Annotated in this window: 10 protein-coding genes; 9 read left to right on the top strand and 1 reads right to left on the bottom strand. The window is 58.6% G+C overall.

The features are described from left to right. Window positions 1-126: 126 nt before the first annotated feature. The 5 genes from recA (at window position 127) to dapF (ending at window position 6,292) form a co-directional block, all read left to right on the top strand. Window positions 127-1,170 (top strand): recombinase RecA, encoded by a 1,044-nt coding sequence (gene recA / locus CIK74_RS04055; protein WP_096254492.1) that lies wholly within the window; start codon window positions 127-129, stop codon window positions 1,168-1,170. A 98-nt stretch (window positions 1,171-1,268) separates the two neighbouring features. Further along, complete coding sequence (locus CIK74_RS04050; RefSeq protein WP_240520453.1) at window positions 1,269-2,033, top strand: regulatory protein RecX; 765 nt, start codon at window positions 1,269-1,271, stop codon at window positions 2,031-2,033. An 884-nt stretch (window positions 2,034-2,917) separates the two neighbouring features. Beyond that, on the top strand, window positions 2,918-4,426 hold the full coding sequence (gene miaB / locus CIK74_RS04045) for a tRNA (N6-isopentenyl adenosine(37)-C2)-methylthiotransferase MiaB (protein WP_096254491.1): 1,509 nt from the start codon (window positions 2,918-2,920) through the stop codon (window positions 4,424-4,426). Between the two features lie 4 nt (window positions 4,427-4,430). After that, complete coding sequence (gene miaA, locus CIK74_RS04040) at window positions 4,431-5,351, top strand: tRNA (adenosine(37)-N6)-dimethylallyltransferase MiaA (protein WP_096254490.1); 921 nt, start codon at window positions 4,431-4,433, stop codon at window positions 5,349-5,351. Window positions 5,352-5,359: 8 nt separating this feature from the next. Beyond that, window positions 5,360-6,292, top strand: a complete 933-nt coding sequence (gene dapF, locus CIK74_RS04035; RefSeq protein WP_096254489.1) for a diaminopimelate epimerase — start codon at window positions 5,360-5,362, stop codon at window positions 6,290-6,292. A gap of 79 nt (window positions 6,293-6,371) precedes the next feature. Here the strand turns inward: dapF and CIK74_RS04030 are convergent, their stop codons facing one another. Next, window positions 6,372-6,977, bottom strand: a complete 606-nt coding sequence (locus CIK74_RS04030; RefSeq protein ID WP_096254488.1) for a methyltransferase — start codon at window positions 6,975-6,977, stop codon at window positions 6,372-6,374. Between the two features lie 411 nt (window positions 6,978-7,388). Between CIK74_RS04030 and hflX the strand changes: the two genes are divergently transcribed. The 4 genes from hflX (at window position 7,389) to CIK74_RS04010 (ending at window position 13,920) form a co-directional block, all read left to right on the top strand. Beyond that, a complete protein-coding gene (gene hflX, locus CIK74_RS04025; RefSeq protein ID WP_096254487.1) occupies window positions 7,389-8,957 on the top strand; it encodes a GTPase HflX in 1,569 nt (522 codons plus the stop codon). Beyond that, window positions 8,950-10,947, top strand: coding sequence for an ATP-dependent DNA helicase (locus CIK74_RS04020; RefSeq protein ID WP_096254486.1), 1,998 nt, complete (start codon window positions 8,950-8,952; stop codon window positions 10,945-10,947). Before hflX ends, CIK74_RS04020 begins: the two co-directional genes overlap by 8 nt. A 67-nt stretch (window positions 10,948-11,014) precedes the next feature. Next, window positions 11,015-12,712, top strand: a complete 1,698-nt coding sequence (locus tag CIK74_RS04015; RefSeq protein WP_096254485.1) for a DUF222 domain-containing protein — start codon at window positions 11,015-11,017, stop codon at window positions 12,710-12,712. 89 nt (window positions 12,713-12,801) lie between these two features. Further along, window positions 12,802-13,920, top strand: coding sequence for a glycoside hydrolase family 76 protein (locus CIK74_RS04010; protein WP_096254484.1), 1,119 nt, complete (start codon window positions 12,802-12,804; stop codon window positions 13,918-13,920). The last annotated feature ends 37 nt before the right edge of the window (window positions 13,921-13,957 follow it).

Below are 13,957 nucleotides of genomic sequence, written 5' to 3'. Positions count from 1 at the left end.
ACACAGAGTTTGTCCACACCTCGGGCCCAAGCGGTCTAAAGTGTCGGTTGGCGCTCATACTGTCTAGATACAGTACAAAGATTGATTGGCAGGTCGCGCAACGGCCTGCATGACCAAAGGTGAACCATGGCAAGTAATGATCGGGAAAAGGCTCTCGAGTCCGTTCTGGGCCAAATCGACAAGGCTTTCGGCAAGGGCTCACTCATGCGTTTGGGTGACACCACCCGCGCAGCCGTTGAGGTCATCCCCACCGGCTCGGTGGCATTGGACGTTGCGCTGGGCATAGGCGGCCTTCCCCGTGGTCGAGTCGTGGAGATCTACGGCCCAGAATCCTCGGGTAAGACCACTCTGGCTCTGCACGCAGTTGCCAGTGCGCAGAAGGCTGGCGGCGTTGCAGCTTTCATCGACGCTGAGCACGCACTTGACCCTGAATACGCAAAGAAGCTTGGCGTGGACACCGACGCACTGCTGGTCTCCCAGCCAGACACCGGTGAACAGGCTCTAGAAATCATGGACATGTTGGTGGGCTCCGGCGCACTGGATATCATCGTGATTGACTCCGTGGCTGCCCTCGTGCCACGTGCCGAAATTGAAGGCGAAATGGGCGACAGCCACGTTGGTCTGCAGGCGCGTTTGATGTCTCAGGCACTGCGTAAGATCACCGGACGCCTGTCGAACTCAAAGACCACCGCGATCTTCATTAACCAGCTACGTGAAAAGATTGGTGTCTTCTTCGGTAGTCCCGAAACCACCACCGGTGGCAAGGCTCTGAAGTTCTACGCTTCGGTACGTATCGACATCCGCCGCATTGAGACTCTCAAGGAGGGAACCAACGCAGTCGGTAACCGCACCCGTTGCAAGATCGTCAAGAACAAGATGGCGCCTCCTTTCAAGCAGGCTGAATTCGACATCCTTTACGGCCACGGTATTTCCCGCGAGGGTAGCCTGATCGATATGGGTGTTGAGCATGGCATGGTCAAAAAGTCCGGCGCATGGTTCACCTACGATGGTGACCAGCTGGGCCAGGGTAAGGAAAACGCGCGTCGCTTCCTGCGCGACAACCCTGATCTGGCCAATGAGCTGGAACGCCAGATTCTGACTAAGCTTGGCATTCTCGAAGACGGCGAAGAAGGAGAGGCTGACCTGCGAATCGTCGAGGGCGATAAGTAGTGGCCTCAGGCTTCAATAAACGTAGCGTCCGACCCGGATTTCGATCCGGGTCGGACGCTACGTCCGTTTCCAAAGAGTTTCATGGCGACCTAGATGACATGCCTGACTGGGCCAAACCCAGCGAGCAGGAACTAGAAGAGCTAAAAAACCCTAAGCCAATCCGTGAACCCCGGGCCGCCAAGGGCAGCGAAGTCACCCAGATACTGTCCGGCGGCTCCAAAACAGCCGCCCCGCAAACCGTAGACGAGCTCCGCTCAGCGATGGAAAACATCGTGGCCAACAAGGCGCCCGTCACCGAAAGCCCGACGAAAAAGGAGCGCCGCCAGGCGCGTTCAGAACGCCGTGCCGCCCGCGAATCCGATGAGCCCGAAGTATTTAGCGATGACCAGTGGCGTGAAAAAGCCCGTGGCATCGTCTTGCGCCAGCTCACCGCTAGCGATAAAACCAACAAACAACTCAAAGATAAATTGCTGGAAAAGGAATGTCCCGAAGACATTGCCGACGAGGTGCTGGAGCGTTACGCCGAGTTGAACTTGGTCGATGACGAACGATTCGCAAAATCCTGGGTTGTGGCACGTGCCCGTTCCCGAGGACTTGCTCGCGGCGCTATTCGCCGTGAACTGCGCACCAAAGGGATCGACGACGAGGTGGCCTCCGAGGCGCTGGAACAAATCGACGATGAAGCCGAAGAACAGCGAGCCCGAGAACTGGCGCGCACCAAACTTCGCCCGGCATCCATGGGGCTAGATCGGGACAAGGCCCTACGCCGACTCGTTGGCATGCTCGGACGCAAGGGCTATCACGGTTCGATGGCATTCAAGGTTGCCCGTGAAGAGTGGGAAGAGCGTTACGGAGAGAAATGACTCGTTAGTCAAGATCGGTCAGCTATGACCCATGGCAACGTGTGGTGCCAATGTCATTGCAGTTGCTAAGGCTTCAAAGCTTCTGAAGATCATCACACTGCGAACTTATCCATAACAAATCGAGCTCACTTAATTGTTGATTTGTGAGAACTTGATGGTGCGAAGGCTCTCAACGCAGGAATCGATTGAGTGAATACGCAATCCAGAATATTAAAGTGAGAATACCTGCAATAGCAGAGGCTCCAAATAAGCCGAATAATACCGAATCAACCCGTGGAAAAGTGACCGCAAATCCGGCGAAACACAACGGAAGCATGATCAGTAGCCCGAGTGTCAACAGCAACATTGTCAGATGAAATTTTGACTCTTGCTCAAACCGGCAACAGATTTTTCCGTTGATTGTTCCTCTAGATGTGGCGATGTCGCACCAGAGTCCTTTACCACATGGTCTCGGTAGGAAGAATTGTCTTCAATGTTCATGGGACCTCCGGTTGGTTCTGCAACGTAGGCGCACTATTTGTCAGTCGTGCTGCAGGCCAGTATTAGAACTGTCCGGATCGACTGCGGCGTGGTAGCTAGTTCTGCTCATATTCATTGTGGCAGAGGCGTGCGGTATAAATTCAACACGAGGTTTAGGCGACTATGACCTGCCTGTGGCAAACGGTCGGTATTCGCTGTGCCCCTCGCGCCAAACAAAGAATTAGAAGATCGCCGAGGAATCCGCAGATCACACCTACATTGCTTCGCCGTGCTCAGAATCGGTTTCCGGATTGATGAGGTTACTGTTTTTCATCGATTTTGGGAGAAGCCATCGGTTAAGCCATGGCTAAGATGTCGCGGGTCACCTAATTGGGTAACCTTGAGGAGTGAGTGAGTTGGACGAGATGACCCCAGTTAGAACCGAAATTTCTGCGCGGACCTATGAGGTTCGCACCTACGGTTGCCAAATGAACGTGCATGATTCCGAACGCCTATCAGGCCTTTTGGAAGACGCGGGTCTGGCACGCAAAGACGAAACTGACCCGGATGCTGTCGCAGACGTCGTCGTGTTCAATACTTGCGCGGTGCGTGAAAACGCCGACAACAAGCTCTACGGAAACCTTGGAATGCTTAAAAGCGTCAAGGATGTAAATCCTGGTATGCAGATTGCCGTGGGCGGATGCTTGGCGCAAAAGGACCGCGAAACCATTCTGCAAAAGGCTCCGTGGGTGGACGTTGTTTTTGGCACGCACAATATCGGCTCGCTGCCAGCACTGCTTAGCCGCGCCGAGCACAATCAGCAGGCAGAACTAGAGATCCTTGAATCATTGGATGTTTTTCCCTCTACTTTGCCTACCCGACGTGAATCGGTATATGCAGGTTGGGTTTCGATCTCCGTGGGCTGCAACAACACCTGCACCTTCTGCATTGTTCCCGCCCTGCGCGGTAAGGAACGAGATCGCCGGCCGGGTGAAATTCTCGCCGAAATCAAAGCATTAGTTGCCGATGGCGCTGTCGAAGTTACTCTGCTGGGACAAAACGTAAATTCCTACGGCATCGAATTTGGTGACCGTCTGGCCTTCGGTAAGCTACTGCGCGCCTGTGGTGAAATCGACGGGTTGGAACGTGTGCGATTCACCAGCCCTCACCCGGCCGCATTCACCGACGATGTCATCGAAGCGATGGCCGAAACTCCGAACGTAATGCCGCAGCTACACATGCCGCTGCAATCCGGTTCGGACAAGGTGCTCAAAGATATGCGCCGTTCCTACCGTTCAAAGAAGTTCCTCGGTATCTTGGACAAGGTCCGCGAGCGGATGCCGCACGCGGCGATAAGTACCGACATTATTGTTGGCTTCCCCGGAGAAACCGAGGAAGACTTCCAAGCCACGCTCGACGTGGTTGAGGCTTCCCGCTTTGCTACCGCATTCACCTTCCAATACTCCAAACGCCCGGGAACCCCAGCCGCCGAGCTGCCCGATCAGCTGCCCAAGGAAGTTGTCCAAGAACGCTTCGAACGTCTGACCGCGCTGCAGGACCGCATCGCCAAGGAAGAAAATGCCAAGCAACTCGGGCGCACCGTGGAGGTTTTGGTGACCGAACAATCCGGGCGCAAGGCCGAGGAAACTCACCGGCTTTCGGGCCGTTCCCGCGATCAGCGTCTGGTGCACTTCTCAGTGCCTGAAGGTGGTGAGACCCCACGTCCGGGAGATGTGGTGACCGTACCAATCACTGAGGCAGCAGCATTCCACCTGGTTTCTGACCCATCGTTGGAGCAGTACTCGCTGCGCCGATCACGAGCCGGTGACGCCTGGGATCGCTCGCAGGCCGATAGCTGTGGCGTACCAACGTCTGGTGGGAGCGCTGTCGGTAAAACCAATCTCGGTATGCCAACGTTGAAGGTACGCGGCTAAGGCGATGACCTCTTCGCAATTGCCGGTGATCACCATCGTTGGCCCGACTGGTACCGGCAAGTCAGATTTGGCGATCGCACTGGCGCAAAAGTTGGGCGGCGAAGTCGTCAACTCTGATGCGCTGCAGTTTTACCGTGGCATGAACATCGGCACGGCCAAATTGGCACCGGGCGAGCGTGGTGGCATTGAGCACCACCTGCTAGACATTATGAACGTGAGCGACGAAGCGTCGGTGGCACAATTTCAGGCCCAAGCTCGGGAACATTTTGAGCAGATTCGTGCGCACGGCAAGGTGCCGGTGATGGTCGGCGGTTCTGGGCTATATGTCCGTGCCGCTTTGGATGTCATTGATTTTCCGCCTACCGACCGCCAAGTGCGTGATCGGCTCGAGGCCGAAGTGCAGGAACACGGTGATGGGCAGGTACGTCGCCGGTTGGCTGAAGTTGATCCGATCTCGGCAGCACGTAATCTGGACACACGCCGGGCGATCCGGGCGCTGGAAGTGTTCGAAATTTCGGGTCGTGCGTTTAGCTCATTTATGCCAAACCGTGAGTACTTCCAACCGGGGTTGCAGATCGGACTAAATTACGAGCGTGCTGCGTTACATGAGACGTTGGCCGAACGTGTACGCAAAATGGACCGAATGGGTTTTGCCGAGGAAGTCGCCGAGCTGTTAGGCAAGGGTTTGCGCGAAGGAAAAACGGCTTCAAGGGCGATCGGCTACCAACAGTACACCGACTATTTGGACGGTAAAATGAGTCGCGCAGACGCCATCGAAGCGACCATCATCGCCACCAGGAAGTTTGCCCGCCGGCAGCTGACCTGGTTCAACGCCGACCCACGAGTGAACTGGCTTAACCCCAAAGAACCTGGCCTGTTGGATAAGGCATTAGCACTACTGAACCCGGCTCACCCCACCAGCTAAGGAGCGAGATGTACCGCACCGAACTAGACCAGCTTGCAGGGCTACCCTTCGCTAAGGGGCATGCCACCGGCAACGACTTCGTGCTGCTTGCGGATCCTGAAGGTACCCGGAACATCACCGCCGAGCAGGTCGCCGCGCTCTGTCACCGTCGTTTTGGCATTGGTGGTGATGGGTTAATTCGCGCCATCCCCACCTCCAAGGTGCCCGGTTTTGAAACACAGATACTCGAACACCCTAAGGCCTACTGGTTCATGGACTACCGCAACAGCGACGGGTCCATCGCCGAAATGTGCGGCAACGGGGTACGAGCATTTGTGCACTACCTGCTCGCTGAAGGGCTGGTTAATCTCCCGATCGGTGCCAGTTTGCAGATTGGCAGTCGCGCGGGTGTCAAAACCGTCACCCGATTAGTCGATGGTTACGCGGCGAACCTTGGCCCGTGGGGACTAGTACACGAGGCCAAAGCCGGTGCGGACTCCGTAGACTCGCTGGTGCTTGCCCGTAATTGGGAACAGCCGCACCCGGCGCTGAGCATCACCATGGGTAACCCACACACCGTGGTGGCGCTACCTGAAGCGCAGTTGCTCGAAAACCTGGACCTCACCGCCCTCCCAGAAGTTTCCCCGACGCCACCGCACGGAACCAACGTCGAATTTGTGGTTCCCTCCGAACCATTGATCAACGACGGCGTGGCTCACATCAAAATGCGGGTATATGAGCGCGGGGTGGGAGAAACCCTATCCTGCGGTACCGGTGCGTGTGCGGCGGCGGCCGCCATGCGCTACTGGGCTCGCGGCACCGCGCTGATCAATCAGTGGGCAGTGGAGGTTCCAGGCGGATTGGTGGGTGTCGAATTTGCGACCACCGCCGATGGCAATGAAGACACGATTCTTTCCGGCCCTGCGATGTTGGTAGCCCGCGGGGTTGTCGGCGCAAGCTAGGCCAACAGATCAAAAATGGCCTGCCGGCGAAATAATGATTCGCCGGCAGGCCGTTGAGGTTTAGTGCTGATGCCAGCCGTTAGACGGGCCGAGCTATCTTCAGCACGCGGAAGGCATTGGAGGTCGCCTCGCGGGTGATCTTCCAATCCTTGGGCAGTACGGTGCCCATCCACTTTTGTAACGAGTCGCTGCCTAGGTTCTTCTGCACTACCATCCAGGCCTCGCCACCCGGAGCCAGCCGAGGCAACCAAAGCAGCAACAATTCATGTAGAGCTTCTTTGCCGACGCGAATCGGTGGGTTGGACCAAATCGTGTCGAACTGCAACTGCGGATCAATCGAGTCGGGGGTGCCCACCGAAACGTTCTTCAACCCCAAGCCTTGCGCATTTAACTTGGCAAGTTCAATGGAACGCTCATTAACGTCGACACCAAAAACTTCGGACTCCGGGCTCTGCAACGCGGCGGTAAGCATGATCGGGCCCCAACCGCAGCCGATGTCTAAGATGCGGCCGCGCGGGTTCGGCACGTACTCCAGCAAAATGGCGGTGCCTTTGTCCAAACCGGCGGGGGAGAAGATCCCCGGAGCGGTCTGCACCTGATGGCGCGCGCCGTTTAATTCGACGGTCACGCTACGGCGTTCGTCGGCCGAGGCGGGGCTGGCACTGAAGTAATGATCGGAGCTCATAAGCAAAAGATTATCGTCTGCGCGCGAGGCCGGGCAAACAACGTGAGCTAGCCGATATACGCGTGGGTCCGTTCACTGATAGAGTTTTACCTATGACTTTGATCTTCGTCTAAGACGTAACCCACATCGGTTACCTAGGCTTACCCCCGACATCCGGCGCTATTTCTATGCGCCGCCGGGGAACAATAAGCCCGAAGACGGCAAAGTCTATTGCTATTTCTAGGCTCAGCGCACCCCACGGTGCATCCTCGCCATCTCCCGGTAACCAGCACTTCATCTGAACATCGACGGCTTTTTGCCCTCAATCTAAGGACCGGTATGAGCGAACACCCACCGACACCCAACCGCGCCACCTCGCAAAGTGGGGGTACACAGCACTATTCTGTATTAAGAAGTTCTTCTAAGGAGACCATGACTAACTCCGAGTCACCGCAGCAGCCAGCATCCATGGACGATGCCCAAATTCAGGCCGCCATCGATCGCATCATTGCGGCCGACGACGCCCAAGCGCCAGCGGTATTCCACGCCGAGCAACCCGCCGAAGACAGTATATTCTCCGGGCAGGCTACCGCGTTGAACCGTTTTTCAGCCGAGCATTCATCCTTCGATGGAGACCAAGAGGACCTGGCCGAGCGCCGGGCACTGCGCCGCGTGGCCGGTCTATCCACCGAGTTGGAAGATGTCACCGAGGTCGAATACCGCCAGCTACGTCTGGAACGAGTGGTGCTCGCCGGTGTGTGGACCTCTGGCACCATCACAGATGCCGAAAACTCATTACGTGAGCTGGCGGCACTGGCAGAAACCGCAGGCTCAGAGGTGCTTGACGGCGTCGTGCAACGACGCAGCAAACCAGATTCCTCCACCTACCTCGGTTCGGGCAAGGCCATTGAGCTGCGCGATATCGTCGCCTCCACCGGCGCAGACACCGTGGTCGTTGACGCGGAACTCGCTCCCTCTCAGCGTCGCGCATTAGAAGATGTAGTCAAGGTGAAGGTCATCGACCGAACCGCGCTGATTCTGGATATTTTCGCTCAGCACGCCGCTAGCCGTGAGGGTAAAGCCCAGGTTGAGCTGGCACAGCTTGAATACCTGTTGCCGCGCCTGCGTGGCTGGGGCGAGTCGATGTCCCGTCAGGCTGGTGGCCGAGTAGGTGCCGCCGGTGGCGGTATCGGTTCGCGTGGCCCGGGTGAAACCAAGATTGAAATGGACCGCCGACGCATTCGCGATCGGATGGCCAAGCTACGCCGCGAAATTAAGGCGATGAAACCTGCTCGTGAGGCCAAACGCGCAAACCGCAAGCGCAATCAGGTCCCCGCGGTAGCCATCGCCGGGTACACGAACGCTGGCAAGTCCTCGTTGCTCAACCGTCTGACCAACGCCGGGGTGCTAGTGGAGAACGCATTGTTCGCCACCTTGGACCCCACCGTGCGGCAGTCGCAAACCTCCGACGGGCTAACCTACACGCTGGCCGACACCGTCGGCTTCGTCTCCAACCTGCCCACCCAACTGGTGGAGGCCTTCCGTTCGACGCTGGAAGAAATCGCCGATTCGGACTTGATCCTGCACATCGTTGACGCTTCCCACCCGGACCCCGAGGGGCAGATTCACGCGGTACGCCAGGTACTCGGCGAGGTCGACGCGCTGAACATTCCCGAAATCATCGTGCTGAACAAATCCGACGTGGCCGATCCCATGGTCATCGAACGGATCCGCAACCGCGAATCCAATACCGCGGTCGTCTCCGCACGCACCGGAGCCGGCATCACCGAACTGCTGGAACTGGTCCGCACCTCGATCCCACGCCCGACGGTGCAACTTGAAATTATGCTGCCGTATAACCGTGGAGATCTGATCGCCAAGCTGCATCAGAGCGAATCGGAAATACTGGAAAACGAGCACACCGAACACGGAACACGGATGATCGTGAAGGTTCGCGAATCTCTGGCAGTTCAATTGGAGCCTTTCAACCTACATGGATAAGCAAGCGCAGGTCTTGGACCTTCTCGAAACCGCGGTGACCTCTATGGGAGGTTCGATGCGTACCGGCCAGCAGGAAATGGTCAAGCATGTAGTCGAAGCCCTCGAAGAGGAAACGCACCTGCTGGTCCAAGCCGGCACCGGCACCGGCAAATCAATGGGCTACCTGATCCCGGCGCTCGCGCACGCACAAACCAGTGCCAAACCGGTGATCGTCTCCACCGCAACACTGGCCTTGCAGTCGCAAATCGTCGGTCGCGACGTGCCGCGGCTGCTTGAATCACTCAAGGGCAAATTGTCGCGTCCGATGGATGTGGCATTGCTCAAGGGCCGGTCCAACTACCTGTGCCAGTACAAGCTCGGCGGGGGCTACCCCGACGATAACGAGGGCACCCTGTTTGAAATGGACGCCCCGGCGGCTCCGGCCGGACAAATGTTCTCCCCGCTGGCCGCCGAGGTACTCAAACTGCGCGACTGGGCGGATAAAACCGACACCGGTGACCGCGACGAGCTGATCCCCGGGGTCAGCGACAAGGCCTGGAAACAGGTCTCGGTGTCCGCCATGGAATGCCTGGGCTCGCAAAAATGTCCGATGGCCGACGAATGCTTCTCCGAAATGGCTCGGGCCCGCGCCTCCGAGGCAGACGTGGTCATCACCAACCACGCGCTACTTGCGGTCTCCGCCTTTGAAGGGCTCTCGGTATTGCCGGACTTTGAGGTCGCGATCATCGATGAGGCCCACGAACTGCAAGACCGGGTGACCTCTTCGGTCTCCGGAGCGTTGTCGGCCCGCACGGTGCTTACCGCTGCCGGTGGTGCCAAACGGCACTGCGGTGTTAACGTCGATGAACTGACCAAGGCCACGGCAAGATTGGAAAAGTCGCTGACCGGCGTGCCTACCGGGCTGCTCGAACAGGGACTGCGCGAAGATATGGGCATTGCCCTGAACGACATCGTCGAACAGGCCCGGTTGGTATTGGCCCTGTCCAAACCGGAGGCCAACGCACCAGCCGACGGTGGCCGGCAGACTGCCCGCTCACAAATGCAGGCAATTATGGACGACGCGATCCGCATGCTCGAAGCCGAGGAGCGCCGCGAGGTGCTCTACACCTCTCGACCACGCGAATTTGTGGAGGGCCGCGGTTATGTAGAAACCGATGATTCCCAGCCGGCAACGCTGAACGTGGCACCGCTGTCGGTAGCCGGCAAACTTCGCGAGGGCCTCTTTGATGGGCGCACCGTCGTGCTCACCAGCGCGACCTTGGCCATCGGCTCACAATTTGATGCGGTTGCAGGTTCTCTGGGACTGATGGGCCAAGGGGCCCCAAGCTGGACCGGCATCGACGTGGGAAGCCCGTTCGACTACCCGAAACAGGGCATTCTCTATGTGGCCAAGCACCTGCCCAAGCCCGGGCGCCAGCTGGCAGCCGAAACGCTGGACGAGATCGAGGATTTGATTAGCGCCTCAGGTGGTGGCGCGCTGGCCCTGTTCACCTCCAAGCGCTCGGCGGAGGAAGCCGCCGCGATCCTGCGCGAAAAGCTTGACGTTAAAATCCTTTGTCAGGGTGATGCGAGCATGAAATCCTTGGTTGCAGACTTCTCCGCCGAACGCGACACCTGCCTGTTTGGCACGATGACCCTCTGGCAGGGTGTTGACGTGCCAGGCGATTCCTGCCGCTTGGTGATCATCGACAAAATTCCCTTCCCGCGCCCGGACGATCCGATCTCTAAGGCCCGCACCGAGGACGTCGCCAAACACGGCGGCAATGGCTTCATGCAGGTCTCCGCTACCCACGCAGCGATCCGCCTCGCCCAGGGCGCCGGCCGACTGATCCGCTCGGTGCAAGATAAAGGTGTTGTTGCGGTGCTTGATTCGCGCATGGCCACCGCCCGATACGGCAGCTTCCTGAAAAGCTCGTTGCCTCCCATGTGGCCGACGACCGACAAAAAGGTCATCACCGGGGTGCTCTCGCGGCTGAAACCAGAAGCATAACGGGCCTTATCCACAGCCTGCGCCCGATCAGCGCGGCACAGCGCACCCCGGGCGCAAGGTGGTGGGTATGGAAGAACTTACCAGCACCCAGTCGCACCTGTTGGCGATGGCCCAAGCCATCACCGCGCTGGATGCTGCCGGTTCCCAGTTCACTTCCGACGCTCTCGCTCCGGGGCACGCGGCCTATTTCGCTTGGCTGACCGAGCGCGCCACCCAGACGCTCTCACGATTACAAATTCAGGCCGCCGACGCCCTGCAACGCAGCGGCAGTCACCAGTTGGACACCGAATCGTTGGATGCGCTCACCGAAGCCGGTACAGATCCCAGCGATGAACAACTCATCGCACTACACGGGCACTGCACGCTGGGCCGGGCCGCCTATAAAGACGCCGCCGATCTGCACAGCGGCTGGCTGGGCATCCCGCACGGCGCGGCAGTTGCTCGGCTCAATGCCGCCGGATCACTGATCGCTACGGTCACCGAGTCAGGGCAACGCACGGAACCTAACTGCCGCCACCTGGCCAACAAATTTACCGACCAGAGCACCGATCCGCGTCCGCTGATCAGCGCGGCTCGCGCCATCTGTAAAGCCACCCCAGATCTGTCCACGCCGAAGGCTCGCCAGGAACTGGAAATGCAGGCGCTGGAACTGATCAAAGCGGAGGATGCAACGAGCGCGAGCAAGCACCTCAACGCGTTGATTACCGAGCAGATTCACGCTCAGCGTCCGGCCGCGGCACTCTTCGCCGAAGCTGGCCTGTTCTCACGCGGTATGCAGCGCGGCCTGATGGTCTACCTGCTCAAGGTTTTCCCGCACGAAGCAGAATTCATCGAATCATTGCGGGCCAAAACGAATAACCCCAACACCATCGCCGGCAACCGGGTGCTACTGAACGAGCTGACGCAGGCAAATTACGCGGCCGCAAACCAGCCGGGTGCAGACCCCACAGACCCAACAGATCCCCTCGAGACAGCGGTGGCCAGCGAACCGGATGGACCCTCCAAGACAGCACCTCAGCCGCCTAGCGCGCCGCGCATCCCGAAGGAATGGGACGACGCACCGACGATGCCTCAGTGGGCTCGCGAGGCACAGGCCACGGAACCAGACGCACCTAAAACACCGGAGCCGAGCATCGATCCTGTGGTAGAGCCTACCGCGCTACCTCCTTTCGAAGACCTCTCCCCGGCACTACGCCACATGACCGCATTGCTGGCAGTCTTGCGTGCCAACCGTGTGGGCAGCAAAGATTCCGGCGCGGCATTGGTCGCTCCACAAGTCATCGTGCACCTGAACTACGAAAAAATGCTTGCCGGTGCGCAAAGTTTTGCCACCACCGAGAACGGTCTGCCGCTCACCGCTGCCGCGGCCCGCACCCTCATGTGCAACGCCGGAATCTACCCCGCGGTACTCAACGGTAAGAGTCAACCGCTAGATATCGGTCGATCCAAACGGCTCTTCCCACCCCATATGAAACGTGCGTTGGCCGCACGAGACCGCGGCTGTATCTACCCGGGCTGCCATATGCCAGCCAGCCGTTGCGAAGCGGATCACGTGGATCCGTGGGAGGAAGGCGGAGAAACACGGGTGGACCGCGGGGCACTGCTTTGCCCAATGCACCATCATGCCCGGCACGCAGGACTATTTACCCTGATCGTCGCCGACGGCAAACCCCCGGCGGTGCTACTGCCCAAATTTTTGGACCCCGATCAACAACCTCGACGCAACACCCACTGGTTCTCGGCCGCCGAGGTGCTCGCCGCCTAATCGGCTGCGCCTAAACAGTGCTCGATGCATCGGTGAATTCGGACTACGCTGGTACCCAGCCACGGAATTTCGACAGCTGGGAGGGGTCCATGAGCACAGCGCATGATCCAATGCACGATCCTCACGCAGACTCGCCATCAGCTGCGCACGATATTACCGATGCCGAACACTGGCACCGTCTGGCCCTGTCAGCCGAAGCCGACATACATGAACGTTTTGGGCATCGGCTGATGGGGATACCCGGTACCTGGATCGGCGCGTTGCGCGCACTGCCTGATCAACCGCTACCTAAGGCAGGCGCACGCCCCTGGTCCGAATGGCATTATTGGTGGCAGGCACACTATCTGGATGCGATCATTGATGCGGCGTTCAGCGCGTTGCAGGCGGGGGACCGCAGCAAGGCACGTGCGAACTGGGAGCGCGCTAAACAGTTGCTGCGTGGCGTCCTCATCCGCAATTTCGCATGCTTCCCCAATTACTTCTACGACGATATGGCCTGGTTACTTCTCGCAGCGACCCGGCTGAACGAGCTGAGTCTGCAACTTTCGGCGCGCCCTGCACTGTTGTCCACCCTCGCAATGCGGGCGTTGGGCCGCCAGATGGTACTCGGCCAAGACGACAAACTAGGTGGCGGGCTTTACTGGTCACGTAAACGGGACTTCAAAAACACCCCTTCCAACGGTCCGGCAGCCTTGTACTTTGCACGGATTAACGATGTTCAGAGCAGTAAGCATCTATTGGACTGGATGCGCCACAATCTGCACGATGAACGCACCGGACTCTACCTTGACGGCATCCGGCTAACTGCCAGCGGCCCGCAGCTTGAACACGCAATTTATACCTACAATCAAGGCACGGTGCTCGGCGCGCTATTGGCCAGCGGGAGCGCCGAACATCTAGCTCAGGCACGATCACTTATTGAGTCGATCAACGTGCAGCTGTCCAACGATGATCATGGCACCGGGTTACGCCTGGACACCGGTGGCGACGGGGATCTGTTCACCGGAATTCTCTGTCGCTACCTTGCTCTAGCCGCGCTTGACCCGCGGCTTCCCGCAGCGAGCCAGCGTACTGCTGCGCGGCTTATTTGCCTCACGGCAGCGCAGCTTGCCGACAGGACTGAGACGCAGCTTTCGGCGGCGATCCAACGTTGGACGATCCTGCAAGCGGCTCAACGCGTGTGCCGTACCGGTGCGCAGCGCGACTAGGTAGGCATGAAAAAACCACCGTCCACGCACTTCTAAT

It is taken from the genome of Glutamicibacter sp. BW77 (assembly GCF_002332285.1).
Classification (GTDB): Bacteria; Actinomycetota; Actinomycetes; order Actinomycetales; family Micrococcaceae; genus Glutamicibacter; species Glutamicibacter bergerei.
Note: the sequence above shows the minus strand (reverse complement) of the source record. Positions and strands in the feature narration are given on the sequence as shown.